The organism is uncultured Bradyrhizobium sp., from assembly GCF_936943645.1.
In the GTDB taxonomy this organism is placed as follows: Bacteria; Pseudomonadota; Alphaproteobacteria; order Rhizobiales; family Xanthobacteraceae; genus Bradyrhizobium.
Genome location: NZ_CAKZJO010000110.1, coordinates 21,054 through 38,357, shown reverse-complemented (window position 1 = coordinate 38,357; position 17,304 = coordinate 21,054). Strand labels below are relative to the sequence as shown.

The window sequence follows — 17,304 nt, the reverse complement described above, 5'->3', positions numbered from 1 at the left end:
CTCTGCCCCTTCTTCATGTTTGTCGATCTTGTGGAACGAACTCTCCGCTGGCTCGGTGCAACCTCTCCCGCTTGCGGGGGAGGTCGGCGCGTAGCGCCGGGTGGGGGCTGTTTTCTCCTGGGGATCGTCCCGTTGCGCAGAAACCCTCTCCCCAACCCTCCCCCGCAAGCGGGGGAGGGAGCGCACCTTCCTCGTCCAATCAGCGCATGAAGCCGCGATGATTGTTGCCGCCGCCATTGCCCTGCGACTGGTTCATCGACTGGCGGAAGTTGTTGTTGCTGTTGACCATGCGGTTGGTGGTGTTGAACTGCGGGCGGTTGTTGTTCTGGACGTTGTTCTGAACCTGCAGCTTGTTCACCGGGTTGTTGTTGATCTTCACGCCGTTGTTGACGCGGATCGGGTTGTTCTGCGTCTGAACATTGACCGGCTTGGTCTCGACATTCGTGCCGCCCTTGCCGACGTTCACCGGCATGCTCACGATCTTGCCCGGCTTGCCGTTGGCGTTGCCGCCATCCGGCTTGCTGTTGGTCGCCGGCAGGGTCACGATCTTGCCGCTGCCGCCATTGTTGGTGGTGGTGTTGGTCGGCGCGGGCAGGGTGACGATCTTGCCCGGGGTCTGCGACGGCGTGCCGTTCTGCTGGCCCGGCTGGTTGTTGTTACCGGAGGGCAGGTTGACGATCTGGCCGCCATTGCCGAGCTTGCCGTTGCTGTCGCCCAGCTTCTGCACGACCGGGAGGTTGCCGTTGATCTGGCCACCATTATTGCCCTGCTGCAGCGGCATGTATTTGGGCTGGCCGAGATTGCCGATCTTGAAGGTCGGAGCAATGTTCTGCGGCGCCAGGAACTTGGTCGCCTGCATCAGGGGGATCTGCTTCGGCTGCGTCTGCAGCTTCAGTGCCATCTGCGCATAGGGGCTGTTGCCATAGCTGTCGTAGAAGGTCTTGTAGCCGAGCGGCGAGTTCACGAGCACCGCCTTGTGCCAGGCCTGCGACAGCAGGATGTTGTTCAGCAGCCAGCGGACGTGGTCGCACAGCGGGTCGTGCGGATACATCTGGATGAATTCCTGATAATATTCCGGGCGTCCCTCGGACACGACGTAGTCATAGGCCTGACGGGTCGAGCGGCTCGGCAGGTTGGAGGCCATCTGCACCACCGGCGTATTCACCGGCGCGCGGTTGGCGGCGACAGCGGTGTCACCGAAGAAGGTGAAATCGCTGGTGAGCGAGGAGCTTTCCCACGGGATCTGCGCGCCGCTGGTGGTCTGGTTCACCTGCAGGCGCACGCGCTTGAACAGCTGCTCGATCGGGACGTTCGGCTCGCGTGCGACATTCAGGAAGGCTTGCGTATAGGGGCTGTGGCCGCCCGTGCCGTCGAGTGCTTCAGCGCCCGGCGCAGTGGAGTAACCGACGATCGAGCCGTTCGGCGCATCGACGATGGCAAGGCCGCGGCCGGCGTCATTGACGGTCGGGAAAGGGTTGTTGCGGCAGGCATCGAGGATGACGATGCGCATGCGGCTCGGGATCGTCTCCAGCGTCGACATCACGTCGACGAGCCGCACCGAATTGCTGACGAGCTCGGTCGGGTTGGAGACCTTCGCATCGACGGGAACGAGATAGTTCTCACCGGCGAGCTGCACGCCGTGGCCGGCGTAATAGACCATCGCCACCGTGTTCGGGCCGCGGGCCGAAACCTTGGCGGAGAAATCCTGCACCACACGGAGCATGTCGTTCTGGGTGAGGTCGGTGGCGGCAACCACCTCGAAGCCGGCGGAGTTCAGGAACTGCGCCATCGACTGCGCGTCATTGTCGGGATTGGCGAGCTGCGGGGCGTTCTGGTAGTTCGAATTGCCGATCACCAGCGCAACCCGTTGCTCCGGGCCCTGCAGCGCGGAGGGGGCGGGCTCGACCGGGGCGACTTGCGCGGAAACGGGGCCGCAGGCGAAGCCGAACAGGCTTCCCACGAGGCCGGCTGTCATCAGCAAAGGCTTTAGGCGGAACATGGCGTGCTCCTTTGGCACTGATCTCGATGCGAGATTGGTTGCCGTGAAGCCTCGCCGCGTTCGAGCTTGAACTCCGTGATCCCTCTCACCATGCTAGCCAAGCGTGATCTGAATCACGCTGGGAACCCGCTAGGGTTAGCGATCGCTAAGGGAACCGCGTCACATGCTGAAATCGATCGATCCGATCCTCACGCCCGACCTGCTCTGGCTGCTGGCGTCCATGGGCCACGGCGACGATCTCGTGGTCGTCGACGCCAACCACCCGGCGACGCACATCGCCCGCTCGACATCGTCGCAGCGCCTGATCCAGCTGCCGGGCATGACGATGCAGACGGCCGTCCGCGCCATCATGTCGGTCTATCCGCTCGACGATTTCGATCCCGACCCGGTGCGCGTGATGGCGCCGGTCGACGATCCCGACCGCGTGCCCGACGTGCAGCGCGCGGTGCTGGCCGAGATCGAACGCGCCAATGGCAGCGCCGTCCGTCCCGGCAAGCTGTCGCGGCCGGATTTCTATCGCGCGGCCGCCGCTGGCTTTGGCGTGGTGCAGGTCGGCGACAGCAGGGGCTACGGCTGCTTCCTGATCAGGAAGGGCGTGATCAGCTAGAGCATGATCCGGAAAAGTGTGCAGCGGTTTTCCGACAAGATCATGCTCCAACAACAGAGGCTCGCATCAGCTCCGAGGGCCAGCCGATCCGGACGAGCAGGCCGTCAGGGCCGTTGATGCCGACCTCATACATGCCCCATTCGCGGTGACGCAGCACGCCGCCGGGCCGGATAACGAGATCGTCGACGCGCGCGGCAATGGCTTCGACCTCCGGCGTGCGAATGAAGATGCCGAAGGGGTTGTGCTCGGGCACGCGCCATGGGCCGTCGCCGGCTTGGGTGAGATGCACCTCGCATCCCCAGCCGGTCATGATGACATAGCCGTCATCGCCGCCACTGCGCGCAAAGCCGAGACGCTCCCAGAACGGAATTGCCGCGGGCAGATCGTTACTGGGTACGATCGCGAAGGCGCCGACGCGCGGGCTCTCAGACATCAGGTCACTCCGGAACTTGCAAGCGGTTCGCGCCGCGCTCATGCCGCGCGTTGCGAGCTTATCGAGTGCGCCTGCCCGGCAGAAGCGGCGAAACGTCCCGTACTCGAATTTGAATGGCGCGATGGGAACTGACTGTCTATGGTCGGTCCATGTCTCGCCCTCTGTGTCTATTCGTTGCTGTCATCCTGTCGCTGCTGCCCGCTGTCGCGTCTGCTGAGCCCGCGCAAAAGCGTCCCAAGCCGGTCTGGAAGGGCTACGGCTTCCTGCCGGGCTATCGTCAGCCGCTGAGCAACAGCCTCCCGCTCTACAAGCAAAAGGACGCGATGCGGCGCCTCGCGCGCAACGACCGCCGCCACTGGTACATCGATCCGGTTCCGCAATACTACCGCTGGGACGGCGAGTGGCACTATTTCGGCCGCCCCGGCTTCAACGGCGGTCGCTACAATGGCGGCAGCTTCGGCCCGTGCTGGACGCGCACGCCGATCGGCGCGGTGTGGAATTGCGGATGATGGGCTAGGGGAAGCTGCGAACGACCTCGATCAGGCCAACGATCGCGGCGTTGAAGGCGTCGAGCTCTTCGGCCGGAATCCAATATTCGAGGTGTGAGCGTCCGCCGGCCTCCTGCACGTCGTACTTCGCGATAAAGTCGCTCCTGACCTCAAAACGTGTCACGAATCCCGCTCCACTCGCCGGCACATTCCAGTCTCGTGCGATCTTGATGGCGTAGTCTTCGGTCAGCACTGGATAGAAGATTGGCTGGTCCGGCAGGCGCGGCGGAAACGTGCGCATGCCGGATTGTTGGATCAGCTCAAGCTCCTTCGGTCCGACCGGGCGCCAGAGGGTGAGGGTGCTTTCGCTCGGGAGCATGGTTGCGCTTACGAAAAGAACGCGATCTTCTCGGCCTGGGTCATGCGGCGGATCGGGGCGAGGGGATCGTTGGCCGGCGTGCGGGGCTTCTGCAGGATACCGCTGGCGAGGATGGTCGCGCCGAGCGAGGGCTCCGGGACGGGCGAGGGCGTGGGCAGCGGCGTGACCGGCGCTGCGGCGAAATTGGCCGTCGCTGCCATCGCCGGGGCCGGCTGCTCCATCACTTCGGCGGCAGCTTCCGCAATGGCGTCGGTGAGGCGCGCAAGCGAGTCCATTGCGATCGGCGCTTCGGCGGTGGGTTCTTCCACCATGGAAGCGGCGACCGGTTGAGGCGCGACCGGCTCCGGCAGCTCGGCGGCGATCGGCGCTGCGACCTCCGCGGCCATTGGCTGCGGAATGGCCGCATCCATCTCGGCCGCTGCGATGATCTCGTCGAACTCCGGATCGGGCGCAGCCATCTCCAGCGCAATGGCCTCGAGCACGGCATCGTCCTCGGCCTGCGCGGCGGCGTCGAGCGCGAATGTGTCAGCGGCTTCCGCGACAGCGGCGGCGCCTTCCGCGACCGAGGCGGCGGGCTCCTCGAACGCGACGCTTTCAAGCGCAGCCTGTTCCGGCACGGCGGCTTCTGGCGCAACCTCGTCGAGCGCCATGTCCTGCACAGCGGCTTTGCTTTCGACAGCGATCTGGCTTTCGGCCGCGATCTCCGGCGCGGCGGCAACGTCCAATGCCGGTTCGGCAGCGGTAAACGCTTCGGCAGCACCGGCCACTTCCGGCTCTTCAGCTGCCGCGACGTCCTGCGGCGTCTCCGTAAAAGCCACGGGTGCTTCTGCAGTCGCGGGTGCGTCACTCGCCATCGCCGCGGGCGCGGTCTCGACGGGCGCAGCCTCGGCGACGAATGAGGGCGCCTCCTGCACCGGAGCCGGGGGCGCTGCCTGCGGCGTTGCGCCGCCGTCAGTCCGTTCGACCCGGTCCTTGAGCAGATCGAAGGCAATTCTGAGCTCGACGCGGGGGTCGTTGGCCTGGGCCTGCCCGCAGGCGGCCTCGATCGAGGCAAGCTGCGAATCAATGAGGTCGCAGATTCGTCCGTCGGCGCCGATCTCGCGCCAGCGCCAGGAGATCTCCTTGATGATGCGCACCCCGCGCGGAATTGGCGCGAGGCTCGCCTCGATCGCGCCCGGGTCGAACGCTGCAAGCGCGATCGTCTCGGCTTCGCGGATGGCGCGGCGGATCTCGACCAGCGCCTCGGGGAGGCGATCCTCGACGACAGGTTGCCGCTGCGCCGCAAGGGTTTCTTCGATCTTCGCGACCGCGTCCAGCACCATGCGCGTGTCGGCGTTGCGGTTGCGCTTGGCGTATTCGCCGAGGAACCAGCGGCCGCGTGCGGTCTCCATGAAGGCTTCGCGGATCGCGTCGTAATCCTGCTCGTTCGGCTCGGCCGCGCGGGCAGACATGGGCGAAAGGGCGAATGCTTCGTTGGCCATGGCGATCTCGTCGCGCAAATCACTGCGCGTTATTGTAACGATCACCACGATATCGACCGAATCGCAATTGGTTTGATGCAGTCCGAATCACAAATCCCCATCGCGGCAGCAAAGAAACGGCGATTCGCCGTGAACCTGGCCCTGTTCTACTCGGCCTTCTTCGCGGTTCTGGGCACGCATATGCCGTTCTTTCCGGTGTGGCTGAAGGCGATCGGCATCGACGCGGCCTGGATCGGCCTCATCAACGCGCTGCCGGCAATCACGCGCTTCACCACGCTGCCGCAAGTCACGGCCTTTGCCGAAAAGCGACATGCCATTCGCGGTGGCATCATGGTGTCGGTGCTGGCGACGGCGATCGGATTCTCGGTCCTTGGTCTGCAGCAGCAGCCGCTGGCGCTGTTCCTGATCTACGCGCTGACCTGCATGATGTGGACGCCGACGATGCCGCTGACCGACGCCTACGCGCTGCGCGGTGTCGCCCGTTACGGGCTGGACTACGGTCCCCTGCGGCTGTGGGGCTCGGCGGCCTTCGCGGCGGGATCGCTCGCCTGCGGCCATCTCGTCGACAGCATCGCGCCGCGCGACCTGATCTGGGTCATCGTGGGCTGGGCCGTCGTTGCGGTTCTCGCCAGCCTGTGCCTGCGGCCGCTCGACGACCATGGACGAAGGACAACGGGTACGCAGGCCGGCAAGGCGCTGCTGCGCGATGCCGGCTTCTGGGCGGTGATCGCATCGGCCGCGCTGATCCAGAGCAGTCACATCGCGTTCTACACCTTCTCGGCCATCAACTGGCAGCTCCATGGCCTCAGCGGGCTGACCATCGCGGCCCTCTGGACGCTGGGCGTGATTGCCGAGATCGTGGTGTTCGCGCTGTCGCCGCGCTTCTCGCTGCATCCGTCCACGCTGATGGCGATCGGCGGCGTGACCGCCGTCGTGCGCTGGGTCGTCACCGCCAGCGAGCCGCCGCTGGCGCTGCTCGCGATCGCCCAGCTCGGCCACGGCTTCAGCTTCGGCATGACCATCCTCGGCACCATGAACCTGCTGGTGCAGCGTGTGCCCTCGCATCAGATCGCACGCGGACAGGGCTATTACGCGGCCTGCAACGGGCTGCTCGGCGCAACAACATCGATCGCGTCAGGCGCGATCTATGCGCACTACGGTGAGGGCGTGTACTACGCCATGGCGGCGATGGCCGCCGCCGGTGCTGCTCTGATCTGGTCGGCGCGGCATCGGCTCAAGCCTCAGCCCCACAGCGAGGCGTCGGGCGGATAGACCAGGCTGTCGTCATAGCGCAGGCCGTGATCGCGGTCGCGCGCGAGCAGCAGGGGGCCGTCGAGATCGACGAAGCGCGCCTGCGGCGTCACCAGCATTGCAGGCGCCATCGACAGCGAGGTCGCGACCATGCAGCCGATCATGATCTCGAAGCCGAGCGCCTGCGCGGCATCGGCCATGGCCAGCGCCTCGGTGAGGCCGCCGGTCTTGTCGAGCTTGATGTTCACGGCGTCATAGCGGTCGCGCAACGCGGCGAGGGAGCTGCGCGTGTGGACGCTCTCGTCAGCGCAGACCGCGACCGGCCGCTTGATTCTTGCCAACGCCTCGTCCTTGCCTGATGGCAGCGGCTGCTCCACCAGCGTGACGCCGACAGCGTCGCAGGCGGCGAGGTTGGCTTCCAGATTGGCCTCGGTCCAGGCCTCGTTGGCATCGACGATCAGCTCGGATTCGGGCGCGGCCTTGCGCACCGCGGCGATCCGCATCCCGTCGCCGTCGCCGCCGAGCTTGATCTTGAGCAGCGGCCGGTGCGCCGCCTTGGCGGTCGCCGCCGCCATGGCTTCGGGGGTCCCTAACGAGATCGTGTAGGCGGTGGTGCGCTCGCCCGGCAGCGGGCGGCCGAGCAGGTTCCAGGCCCGCTGTCCCGCCGTCTTGGCCTCCAGGTCGATCAGGGCGCAATCCAGGGCGTTGCGGGCCGCACCGGGCGTCATGGCGGCCTGGAGGGCCTGCCGCGTGAGCCCGTCCGCGACGGCCTGCTGCATCGCCTCAATAGCGCCGAGCGTGGCCTCGGGCGTCTCGCCATAGCGGGGATAGGGCACGCACTCGCCGCGGCCGGTCAGCCCGTCCCGGCTGACCTCGGCCACGACAGTCACGGCCTCGGTTTTGGCCCCCCGGCTGATGGTAAAGCTGCCTGCGATCGGGAAGCGCTCGATTCGCGCCGCCAGGGCAGCAAATTTCATGGAAGTCATTTTGAACTCTGGCGAAATCTGAACCTGCTAGTTACCTCTAGCAACTAACATTAACCACTTGGGGATACCTTCTCTGGGTAAGGGCGCGTGCGCAACCATCTGATTTTCTCCGCCCCGGCATGGGAGCGGACATCTTGAATAGCGATCCGAAGCTGGAACGGATTGCCAAAGGCAACGCGCTGGCACTCTGCGCCACCGGGACCTGGACCGCGAGCTTCGCGCCGGTCCTGGAGCGGATGGTTGCCGACGCCGAGAAGCTCGCAGGCACGCCCCAAAGTATCTTCATCGACGTTTCCGAGGTCGCCAAGCTCGATACGTTCGGCGCCTGGCTGATCGAGCGGCTGCGCCGCAGCCTGACCAAAGGGCCCGTCGAGGCCCAGATCGCGGGGCTGTCAGCGAATTATTCCAGCCTCGTGGACGAGGTCCGGCGGGTCCGGGCGACGGCCGTGGTCGACTCCAGCCCGATCACCATCACCGGCATGCTGGAGCAGATCGGCCGGGCCGTGGCCGGCGTCGGCGGGACGATCGCGGGCCTCGTCGACATGCTCGGCGCCGTGCTCGCGGCATGGTTTCGCGTCCTGATCCATCCGCGCTCGTTCCGCCTGACCTCGACCGTGCATCACATGGAGCAGGTCTGCTGGCGGGCGGTGCCGATCATCGTGCTGATCACCTTCCTGATCGGCTGCATCATCGCCCAGCAAGGCATCTTCCATTTCCGCCGCTTCGGTGCCGACATCTTCGTGGTCGACATGCTGGGCGTGCTGGTGCTGCGCGAGATCGGCGTGCTGCTGGTCGCGATCATGGTCGCCGGACGTTCGGGCAGCGCCTACACCGCCGAGCTCGGCTCGATGAAGATGCGCGAGGAGATCGACGCGCTGCGCACCATGGGGTTCGATCCGATCGAGGTCCTTGTGTTGCCGCGCATGATGGCCCTTGTGCTGGCGCTGCCGATCTTGGCCTTTCTCGGCGCGATGGCCGCGCTCTATGGCGGCGGGCTTGTCGCCTGGCTCTATGGCGGGGTCGAGCCCGAGGCCTTCCTGCTGCGCTTGCGCGATGCCATCTCGATCGACCATTTCATCGTCGGCATCGTGAAAGCCCCGGTCATGGCCGCCGTGATCGGCATCGTCGCCTGCGTCGAAGGCTTGGCCGTGCAGGGCAGCGCGGAATCGCTGGGACAGCACACCACGGCATCCGTGGTGAAGGGTATCTTCTTCGTCATCGTGATGGACGGCGTGTTCGCCATCTTCTTCGCCTCGATCGGGATGTGACGATGGCAGGAGAAGCTCAACGCGAAACCTCAGATCCCATCATCCGCGTCCGCGACATCACGGTGCAGTTCGGCGCGACACGGGTGCTCGACGGCCTCAACCTTGACGTCAAGCGCGGCGAGATCCTGGGCTTCGTCGGCCCCTCCGGCGCGGGCAAATCGGTGCTGACACGCACCATCATCGGCCTCGTGCCGAAGATTGCAGGCTCCATCGAGGTGTTCGGCGTCGACCTCGATGCCTCCAACACCTCGCAGCGCCGCAATGTCGAGCGGCGCTGGGGCGTCTTGTTTCAGCAGGGCGCGCTGTTCTCCTCGCTGACCGTCAGGCAGAACATCCAGTTTCCGATGCGCGAATATCTTCGCGTGTCGCAGCGGCTGATGGACGAGATCACCATGGCCAAGCTCACCATGGTCGGCCTCAAGCCTGAAGTCGCCGAACGCTTTCCCTCCGAGCTCTCGGGCGGCATGATCAAGCGCGTCGCGCTCGCCCGCGCGCTCTCGCTCGATCCGGATCTCGTGTTCCTGGACGAGCCGACCTCGGGCCTCGATCCGATCGGCGCCGGCGACTTCGACGACCTGGTCAGGACGCTTCAGCGCACTTTGGGGCTGACGGTTTTCATGGTAACCCACGACCTCGACAGCCTTTACACAGCATGTGACCGCATCGCCGTTTTAGGGAACGGTAAGATCATTGCGGCAGGGTCGATCGCCGACATGCAGGCCTCGCAGCATCCCTGGCTGAGGCAGTATTTCCATGGCAAGCGCGCCCGCGCGGTCATGACTTGAGTAGCTGGGATGAGTAGCCGGAGCACCTGATGGAAACGCGGGCGAACTACGTTTTGATCGGATCGTTCACGCTGGCGGTGATCGCGGCGGCGATCGGCTTCGTGCTGTGGTTCCAGTCGCTGCACACCACCAAGCAGCGCAGCCCGCTGCGCGTCGTGTTCGAGGGCCCGGCGGCGGGCCTGCGCAATGGCGGCAGCGTCAACTTCAACGGTATCCGGGTGGGTGAAGTCGTCTCGGTGAAGCTCGACAACCCGCGGCGGGTTGTCGCACTCGCGATGATCGAGAACAACGCCCCGATCCGCAAGGACACGCTGGTCGGCCTCGAATTCCAGGGCCTCACCGGCGTCGCGGCGATCTCGCTCAAGGGCGCCGACGAAGCCGCGCCATCGCCACCGCTCGACCAGGACGGCATCCCGACGCTGACCGCCGACCCCAACAAGCTGCAGGACGTCACCGAGGCGATCCGCGGCACGCTGCAAAACATCAACAAGATCGTGGCCGACAACCAGGAATCGGTGAAGAACTCGCTGAAGAACCTGGAGACCTTCACCAACTCGCTCGCGCGCAATTCCGAGAAGATCGACGGCGTGATGGCCAAGGTCGACGGCGTCGTGCTCAAGGCCGACAATCTCATGCTCGGCCTCAACACGCTCGCCGGCGGCAAGGACGGCGGCGAGCTGTTCCAGGCGGTCAAGTCGATCCGCGAGCTCGCCGACGATTTCGACAAGCGCTCCGGTGCGCTGATGGCCGACGGCCGCCGCACGCTCGGCGACATCAGCCGCGCCGTGAACAATTTCGACCGCAATCCGACCCGCGTGCTGTTCGGCGCCAGCAACAGCAGCACGCCGCCACCGCCACCGCCCGAGCCGCCGAAGCCGGCGGCGGCGCCGAGGCGGTAGGCAGCGCGACTAAGTTCGCGTCTCTCTCAACCCGTCATTGCGAGCGTAGCGAAGCAATCCAGACTGTCTCCGCGGACGCAGTCTGGATTGCTTCGTCGCAAGGGCTCCTCGCATTGACGGTGCAGAGAGAGCGTGTCCCGCTCCGGGGACTGTCCCGCTACGATCGCTACTTTGGTATCCAGCGGAAATCGATATCGTCGGCTTCAATGACCCATAGAAATGCTTTGCACTGGGCGCCGTAAGTCCACTCAATCTCGTGAATCAAGTGACCACGATCCGAGATACGAAACTCGTCGTAGCGCCAATCACCGTGCGATGGCGGATCTGGCGAAAGCTCCTGGAGCGAGTAAGCGTACACCGTCGGGTACGTAATTTCGATGTACCCATCATGGAATGCGCCTAGCAAACGAAGCGCGATTGAGCAGGATCGCTGGCGGGGCTTGGCGTTTGGTTTCTCCAATATTTGCAGCGACTCGAGCCAAGCATCGTGTGGGCAGCGGTGGTCTCGCGGGTTGTAGAACCAGTCGGACGTTGCGAGCTCGTAAGCCCGCGGCGGAAAGGCCAGCTTGTTTTTCGAAAGATAAGCTTCGTAGCGCTCGAACGCGAGTTTAACGGCAGGGAATTTCTCGTCGCGGCCGTCGTCCGAGAGAATGAAGACCATCGTCAATATCTGCTAAACGTGTTGCTCTAAACAAAAACGGAGGCCATGAGGCCTCCGTTTTGATCCGTTTCTCGTTGCTATCCGCCGCTTACCCCAGCCGTCCCGCCGCATGCGCCAGCAGCGTGTACACCAGCCCCGTCTCGGAGGTCAGGTGGCCGCGCAGCTCCTGCGGGCCGCGGCCGTCGCGGGCGACTTCGTCGAGCAGGCGCTCGAACTCGGCGACATAGCGGTCCACCGTGCCCTTGAAGTTGCGGTCGGCGCGGTACTTGCGGGCGACCTCGTCGAAGGCCTTCTGGCCGGCGGGCGTGTAGAGGCGCTTGGTGAAGGCCTTGTTCTCGCCGCGCTGGTAGCGGTCCCACATCTCGGCTGCGAGGTTGCGGTCCATCAGCCGGCCGATGTCGAGCGACAGCGATTCCAGCGGATTGCTGCTGGCCTGCGGGGCCTGCGGCTGCGGCGCGGGGGCGGCGCGGCCACGGGGAGCCTGACCGGCCGGGGCGCCCTGGTTGGCATCCGTGCGGTTGAGCAGATCCGACAGCCAGCCGTCACGGCCCTGGTCGTTGCCGACAGGCGCGACCGGCGGCGCTTCGGTGCGGCGCGAGGGCGCGGGCATGCCGAGGTCCGGCGGCGGCAGCGTCGAGGCGCTGCCGGTGTCGCGCATGCGGGTCTCGGCGGCGCGAGCGCCCGCAACAGCCATCACCGGCTCTTCCTGGCGGTGCACCGCGACGGACGCGCGGCCCGCCGTGGTGACGTCGAGGCCGCGGCCATGCTGGGCCACGATGCGGTTGAGCTCGGCGAGGGCCTCGATCTGGTCGACGATCACCTTGCGCATCTGCGCCGTGCTCTCGGCGGCCTCCTGCGGCATCTCGAGCACACCGCGGCGCAGCTCGTTGCGGGTGGCTTCGAGCTCGTTGTGCATCTCGAAGGCCATCTGCTTCATGCTGGAGACGAGGTTGGTGAACTTCTCGGTCGACTGCTTGAACATCGTATCCGCCTCGTCGGTGGTCTGGCGGTAGATGTCGTGCATCGCCTCGATGGTCTGGCGGTGCTCCTCCTCGGAGGCCGCGCGCACCGCCTCGAACTGGCGCGTGATCGCGGCCGAGCCTGCGCCGGCGGTCTCGGCGACGACGCGGGCGATGTCGCGGGCACGCTCTTCGGCGGCGGCCAGCGATTCATCGAGCAGTCCGGTGAAGCGCGACAGCCGCTGGTCGAGATCGGCGGTACGCAGGTCGATGGTGGTGACCAGCGATTCCAGCGCCTGCTTGCGCTCGGCGAGCGAGGCGGTGGTGTTCTTGTTGCTCTGTTCGACGACCTGCGCGGCCTCGACCAGCGCCTGGCCGTGCTTGTCGAACTGGGTGGACAGCTCGCCGAGATCCTGCAGCGCCTTGGTGGTCTTGCTGTTGAAGACGTTGAGCTGGTCTTCCAGGTTCTGCGTCGCCGCGCCGTTGCGCGAGGTGACGTCGTTCATCGCCGAGACGAAGTCGGCGACACGCGTCACCAGCGCCCGCTCGAGCGAGTTGAGGTTGTCGTGCGCACCGGTCAGCACCTCCTGGAGGAGGATGTTGCCTTCGCGCAGGCGCTCGAACAGGGCGACCGTGTCGGTGCGTAGGATCTTGCTGGTCTCCTGCATCTCGGTGACGGCCGCGATCGAGACCTGGCGCGACTGGTCGATCGCCGAACGCGAGGCCTGCTCGAGGTCCTTGAGCGACTTGCCGACCGCGCCGGTGGCGATCTCGCTCGCCGCGTTGATGGTGCGCGCGACTTCCGAGCCGTTGCCCATCATGGTCTGCGAGAAGGCCTGGCCGCGCGTCTCGATCGACTTCAGCGCGTCCGAGGTGACGCGGTCGATGTCGAGCGTGAGCTGGCTGGTCTTCGAGCCGATCGCGTCGACCAGGGCGCCGCGCTTGGCGTCGATCATGTTCGACAGGCGGTCGGCCTGCTGCTGCACATAGGTGACGATCTCGTCGGTCTTGCCGGTCATGGCCTGGCCGAAGCTCGAGCTGGCGGCGAGCACCGAGCGCTCGACGTCGGACGAGCTCGACTTGACCCGCGAGCTGGCCTCGTTGGAGGCGGTGATCAGCGCGTTCTGGGCGTTGAGCGCGCTGGTCTGGATGTCGTTGGTCGCGTTCGCGGTGGCCGCGCTCAGCGTGCGCTCGATCTCGGTCGAGATCGTGCGGATCTGGCTCGCGGCATCCGCCGAGGTCGAGGTCAGCGAAGTCTGGGCCTCACGCGCGCTGTTGAGGATGGTCGAGGCGGTGTCGGCGCCGACCGCGGTCAGCGTGCGCTCGATGTCCGTGGTCAGCGACTTGATCTGGCTGGCCGCGTCGGTCGAGGCGGAGATCAGCGAGCCCTGGGCCTCGCGCACGCCGCTGGTGAGCGCCTCGATGGTGGCGCCGCCGGCGGTTGCCAGCGCGCGCTGCATCTCGGCCGCGAGCGAACGGACCTGGCTGGTCTGCTCGGCCGAGACGGAGAGCAGGGTGCTCTGGGCGTCGCGAGCGCTGGTGGTGATCGTCTCGGCGGTCGACTGGCCGACCTGCGAGAGCGAACGATGCACTTCGGCCGCGAGCGACTTGACCTGGCTCGCCGCGTCCGAGGACGCCGTCACCAGCGTGCTCTGGGCTTCGCGGGCGCCGGTCATGATGGTCTCGGCGGTCGAGGTGCCGGCCATCGTCAGCGAGCGCTGCACGTCCGAGGACAGCGCCTTGATCTGGTTGGCGGTCTCGGTCGAGGCCGCGATCAACGCGCTCTGCGCGTCGCGGGCGCCGGCGGTGATCGATTCCGCAGTGGTCGTGCCGGCCAGCGACAGCGAGCGCTGCACGTCGGCGGTCAGGGTCTTGACGTGGTTGGCCGCATCCGAGGACGCGGTGACGAGCGTGGTCTGCACCTCGCGGGCGCCGGCCAGGATCGAGGCCGCGGTGGCCGAGCCTGCCGCCGACAGCGTGCGCTCGACGTCGGCCGCAAGCCCCTTGATCTGGTTGGAGGCGTCGCCTGACGCTGCGACCAGCGTCGACTGTGCCTCGCGGGCGCTGCTCAGGATCGAGTTCGCAGAGCCGGTGCCGACCGCGGTCAGCGCGCGCTCGACCTCGGCGGAGGTCATCTTGAGCTGGGCGTTGACGTCGGAGGAGACCGTCATCAGCGACTGCTGGGCGGTGCGTGCACCGGTCTGGATCGTTTCGCTGGTGTTGACGACGAGGTTGGTGAGCGAGCGCTCGGCGTCCTCGACATGCGAACGGATCGCGGTCGAGATCATCTCGGCGCGGGACATCATGTCCTCGCTGGCCTGGCGGCCGCTGCTTTCGATGCGGCCGGCGACGGCCTCGACGCGCGAGCCGAGCAGGTCCTCGAACTGTGCCACGCGGACGTCGATGTCGCTGGCGACCGAGCCGACCTTGGTCTCGATGGCCTGATGGATCTCCTGGAAGCGTGCCGTGACCGTGTCGGTCAGGTGCGTCGAGCGGCCGTCGATGATCTCGGTGACGCCGGTGATGCGGCGGTCGACCGCGTCGATCGCCTGCGCGGTGCCGTCGGTGAGCGTCGAGGTCAAGAGGGTCAGGCGGGTGTCGATCGACTGCACGGCCTGCGAGGCGCCGTTCGTCACCGCGGTGGTCAGGTAGGTGAGGCGGGAGTCGATGGACTCGAGCGCCTGCGTCGCATTGCCCGTCAGCGTCGTGGTGAGATGCGTCAGGCGCGTATCGATCGACTGGATGGTCTGCGAGGCGCCGTCGGTCAGCGTGCTGGTCAGGTGGTTGAGGCGCGCGTCGATGGTCTCGATGGCCTGCGACGCACCGCCGGTCAGCGAGGTGGTGAGGTGGGTGAGGCGGGAATCGATCGACTGGATCGCCTGCGCCGCGCCGTCCGTCAGCGACGTCGCAAGCGTGTCGATGCGCCCGTCGATGGTCTCGGTCATGGACTTCGCGCGGGTGTCGAACGACTGTTCGAGCGCGGCGACGCGGCCGACGAGCTGCTCGTCGAAGGTCTTGATGTGGCCTTCGATCGTGCCGTCGAGGCCGGCGATCTTGCCGTTCAGCGAGGCGTCGAAATTGGTGACGCGTTCGCCGATCGTGGTCTCGAACTGGAGCAGGCGCTGGTCGAGGATCGCGGTGATCTCGCCGCCGTTGGAGCTGAAGCGGGTGTCGAAATTCTCGACATAGGTCTTCAGCGACTCATGGATGTCCTGCGTGCGCTGGCCCATGCGCTCGACGATCTCGCCGCCGAAGGTCTTCACGGTGCGGTCGAACTCGGAGATGTGGCGCGTGATCAGGGCGCCAAGCGTACCGGAGTCGCGGGCGAACTTCTCGACCAGCTCGGTGCCCTGGTTCCTGACCAGCTCGTCGAACGCGCTCATCTGCAGCGACAGCGAGTCGTGCGCGGTCTCGGTCTGGCTCACGACCTTGGCGACGAGGGTGTTGACGGTGGCGTCGAGCGCTTCGCTGGCCTTGTCGCCGCTCGTCATGATCTGGCCGGCGAGGCGGTTGCCGGCGTCGTCGATCTTGGCCGAGATGTCGTTGGAGCGCAGCTCGAGCTCGAGCAGCAGCGAGTCCGAGGAGTTCTTCAGGCTGTCGTGCACCTGCTCGGTGCGCTCGGAGATGCCGTCGACGATCGCGGCGGAGCGCTGCTCGAACTCGCCGGTGATGCGATCGATGCGCTCGTTCAGCATCTCGTGGACGCGGTCGGCGAGGTCGACGAACTCGTCGTGGACGTGGCCGGTCTTGAAGTTGAGGCTGGTGGTCAGCCGCTCGCTGGCGTCGAGCACGGCGCGCGTGGTCTCGTTGCTGGCCTCCTCGAGGCGGTCGAGCAGATCGCCGCCGCGCTCGCCGAGCGCCAGAATCATGTTGTCGCCGGCATTGCTCAACGCGCTGGTGATGTGGGCGCCGCGCTCTTCGAGCGCACCGGTGATGGACTTGGCGACCTCGTCGACGCGCGAGGCGATCGCATCCGAGATCAGCGCGATGTCGTGGCGCAGGTCGATCTGCACGCCGGAGATGGCACTGCGGACCTGCTCGGCCTGGCCGACCAGATTGTCGCGCTGATGCGCGATGTCCTGGAGCAGGGCGCGGATGCGCACTTCGTTGTCGCTATAGGCGCGTTCGAGTGCGGCGACCTCGTTGGCGACCAGCGTCTCGAGCTCGCCGGCGCGCGCGATCGCACGCTCGATGCCGTCGCCCATCGCCGCGACCTCGCGGCGGATGGCCTGGCCGACGGTGACCATGGAATCGGAAGCCGAGCCCTCGGGCTCGGAGAAGCGGATCGCGACCTGCGCCATCGCCTGCGCGATCATGCGCATTTCCTGGCCGCGCCAGACGAGGCTCGCCAGGAAGTAGAACAGCATGATCGGCGCGAAGAACATCGCGATCAGGCCGGCGATAACGAGCACGCCGCCGCTCTGGCCCATTGCGGCCTGGATCGAGGGCAGGAAGCCGACGGTCAGCGCGGCGCAGGCGGCGAGCCAGACGCCGGCGAAGATGGTGGCGAAGGTGTAGACGCTGCGGGCAGGGCGGCCCTTCTGAAGCGCCTGGAGCAACTGGCCGATGGTCTCGCGGTCGTCATTGGCGGCGCGGCGCTGGCTGCGCGGCTCCTCGATCGGGTCGAATACATTGGCCCGCTCGTTGGCGGCGGGGCGCGGCTCGAAGCTGGGCTCGTCGAAGGCGGGGGGAGCCGGCGGCGCCACCGGGGGCGCGGTCTCGTTGCGCATGGCGGCGTTGCGGCTGGTGTCCGCAGCCGTGTCGCTGATGTTCAGGGCTTCCTGGATCGCAGAAAGCGCAACTTCTGTGGGGTCTTTGACCTTTTTCGGAGTGTTCGCCATGTTCAGTCCGAGCCCTCGTTACTTGTACGCGTCCCCCCGCGAGCCCTGCGCGCTGCGCAAGACCACAGACCGGATTATGCCGCTTGCGCGGATCTCCGAGCCGTCCCCACCCGGACGGCTTGTCCGCCAATTTCTGCAACATCCTATTGGCAGAGCGATGCGAATGAAATGCCCGCGATTAAGACATTCTTAATCATCGTTAACAGGATCGCGGCGTAACGCCTTAGCAATAAATGCAATTCTCCACCGAACTCGCCGGATTGCGGC

At 66.2% G+C, this 17,304-nt stretch carries 13 protein-coding genes; 6 read left to right on the top strand and 7 right to left on the bottom strand.

Translation table 11 applies throughout. The features are described 5' to 3' along the window. Nucleotides 1-199: 199 nt before the first annotated feature. Nucleotides 200-1,999, bottom strand: coding sequence for a caspase family protein (locus Q0743_RS33135; protein WP_298245617.1), 1,800 nt, complete (start codon nt 1,997-1,999; stop codon nt 200-202). Between the two features lie 163 nt (nt 2,000-2,162). Here Q0743_RS33135 and Q0743_RS33130 point away from each other — a divergent pair, with 163 nt between their 5' ends. Then, nucleotides 2,163-2,606, top strand: coding sequence for an RbsD/FucU domain-containing protein (locus Q0743_RS33130; protein WP_298245616.1), 444 nt, complete (start codon nt 2,163-2,165; stop codon nt 2,604-2,606). Between the two features lie 40 nt (nt 2,607-2,646). Here Q0743_RS33130 and Q0743_RS33125 read toward each other — a convergent pair whose 3' ends face one another. Then, nucleotides 2,647-3,039: a VOC family protein gene (locus Q0743_RS33125; protein WP_298245615.1), complete on the bottom strand. Its 393-nt coding sequence runs from the start codon at nt 3,037-3,039 to the stop codon at nt 2,647-2,649. Nucleotides 3,040-3,188: 149 nt separating this feature from the next. Between Q0743_RS33125 and Q0743_RS33120 the strand changes: the two genes are divergently transcribed. Then, the gene (locus Q0743_RS33120) at nt 3,189-3,548 is read left to right on the top strand and encodes a hypothetical protein (protein WP_298245614.1); all 360 of its coding nucleotides are present in this window, start codon (nt 3,189-3,191) and stop codon (nt 3,546-3,548) included. 4 nt (nt 3,549-3,552) lie between these two features. On the opposite strand, the gene Q0743_RS33115 is transcribed toward Q0743_RS33120, so the two are convergent. Next, complete coding sequence (locus Q0743_RS33115; protein ID WP_298245613.1) at nt 3,553-3,906, bottom strand: ADP-ribosylation/crystallin J1; 354 nt, start codon at nt 3,904-3,906, stop codon at nt 3,553-3,555. 8 nt (nt 3,907-3,914) lie between these two features. Continuing rightward, a complete protein-coding gene (locus Q0743_RS33110) occupies nt 3,915-5,387 on the bottom strand; it encodes a hypothetical protein (RefSeq protein WP_298245612.1) in 1,473 nt (490 codons plus the stop codon). Nucleotides 5,388-5,462: 75 nt separating this feature from the next. Between Q0743_RS33110 and Q0743_RS33105 the strand changes: the two genes are divergently transcribed. Further along, nucleotides 5,463-6,659 (top strand): major facilitator superfamily domain-containing protein 6, encoded by a 1,197-nt coding sequence (locus Q0743_RS33105; RefSeq protein WP_298245611.1) that lies wholly within the window; start codon nt 5,463-5,465, stop codon nt 6,657-6,659. On the opposite strand, the gene dgcA is transcribed toward Q0743_RS33105, so the two are convergent. Next, a complete protein-coding gene (gene dgcA, locus Q0743_RS33100; protein ID WP_298245610.1) occupies nt 6,629-7,624 on the bottom strand; it encodes an N-acetyl-D-Glu racemase DgcA in 996 nt (331 codons plus the stop codon). The two genes, Q0743_RS33105 and dgcA, sit on opposite strands and share 31 nt — an antisense overlap. 134 nt (nt 7,625-7,758) lie before the next feature. Here dgcA and Q0743_RS33095 point away from each other — a divergent pair, with 134 nt between their 5' ends. Genes Q0743_RS33095 through Q0743_RS33085 form a run of 3 tightly spaced genes read left to right on the top strand, consistent with a single transcriptional unit; the run spans nt 7,759 to nt 10,576 of the window. After that, nucleotides 7,759-8,892 carry an ABC transporter permease gene (locus Q0743_RS33095; RefSeq protein WP_298245609.1) on the top strand — a complete coding sequence of 378 codons (1,134 nt, stop codon included), beginning with the start codon at nt 7,759-7,761 and terminating at the stop codon, nt 8,890-8,892. Nucleotides 8,893-8,894: 2 nt separating this feature from the next. Continuing rightward, nucleotides 8,895-9,677 (top strand): ABC transporter ATP-binding protein, encoded by a 783-nt coding sequence (locus Q0743_RS33090; protein WP_298245608.1) that lies wholly within the window; start codon nt 8,895-8,897, stop codon nt 9,675-9,677. 29 nt (nt 9,678-9,706) lie between these two features. After that, nucleotides 9,707-10,576, top strand: a complete 870-nt coding sequence (locus tag Q0743_RS33085; protein ID WP_298245607.1) for an MlaD family protein — start codon at nt 9,707-9,709, stop codon at nt 10,574-10,576. Between the two features lie 166 nt (nt 10,577-10,742). Here the strand turns inward: Q0743_RS33085 and Q0743_RS33080 are convergent, their stop codons facing one another. Further along, complete coding sequence (locus Q0743_RS33080; protein WP_298245606.1) at nt 10,743-11,237, bottom strand: hypothetical protein; 495 nt, start codon at nt 11,235-11,237, stop codon at nt 10,743-10,745. An 88-nt stretch (nt 11,238-11,325) separates the two neighbouring features. Beyond that, the gene (locus tag Q0743_RS33075; RefSeq protein ID WP_298245605.1) at nt 11,326-17,037 is read right to left on the bottom strand and encodes an apolipoprotein A1/A4/E family protein; all 5,712 of its coding nucleotides are present in this window, start codon (nt 17,035-17,037) and stop codon (nt 11,326-11,328) included. Between the last annotated feature and the right edge of the window lie 267 nt (nt 17,038-17,304).

Excerpts from the sequence above, each read along its gene's own strand:
- Q0743_RS33135 (WP_298245617.1), bottom strand. The coding sequence starts at position 1,999 with ATGTTCCGCCTAAAGCCTTTGCTGATGACAGCCGGCCTCGTGGGAAGC.
- Q0743_RS33130 (WP_298245616.1), top strand. The coding sequence starts at position 2,163 with ATGCTGAAATCGATCGATCCGATCCTCACGCCCGACCTGCTCTGGCTG.
- Q0743_RS33125 (WP_298245615.1), bottom strand. The coding sequence starts at position 3,039 with ATGTCTGAGAGCCCGCGCGTCGGCGCCTTCGCGATCGTACCCAGTAAC.
- Q0743_RS33120 (WP_298245614.1), top strand. The coding sequence starts at position 3,189 with ATGTCTCGCCCTCTGTGTCTATTCGTTGCTGTCATCCTGTCGCTGCTG.
- Q0743_RS33115 (WP_298245613.1), bottom strand. The coding sequence starts at position 3,906 with ATGCTCCCGAGCGAAAGCACCCTCACCCTCTGGCGCCCGGTCGGACCG.
- Q0743_RS33110 (WP_298245612.1), bottom strand. The coding sequence starts at position 5,387 with ATGGCCAACGAAGCATTCGCCCTTTCGCCCATGTCTGCCCGCGCGGCC.
- Q0743_RS33105 (WP_298245611.1), top strand. The coding sequence starts at position 5,463 with ATGCAGTCCGAATCACAAATCCCCATCGCGGCAGCAAAGAAACGGCGA.
- dgcA (WP_298245610.1), bottom strand. The coding sequence starts at position 7,624 with ATGACTTCCATGAAATTTGCTGCCCTGGCGGCGCGAATCGAGCGCTTC.
- Q0743_RS33090 (WP_298245608.1), top strand. The coding sequence starts at position 8,895 with ATGGCAGGAGAAGCTCAACGCGAAACCTCAGATCCCATCATCCGCGTC.
- Q0743_RS33085 (WP_298245607.1), top strand. The coding sequence starts at position 9,707 with ATGGAAACGCGGGCGAACTACGTTTTGATCGGATCGTTCACGCTGGCG.
- Q0743_RS33080 (WP_298245606.1), bottom strand. The coding sequence starts at position 11,237 with ATGGTCTTCATTCTCTCGGACGACGGCCGCGACGAGAAATTCCCTGCC.
- Q0743_RS33075 (WP_298245605.1), bottom strand. The coding sequence starts at position 17,037 with ATGGCGAACACTCCGAAAAAGGTCAAAGACCCCACAGAAGTTGCGCTT.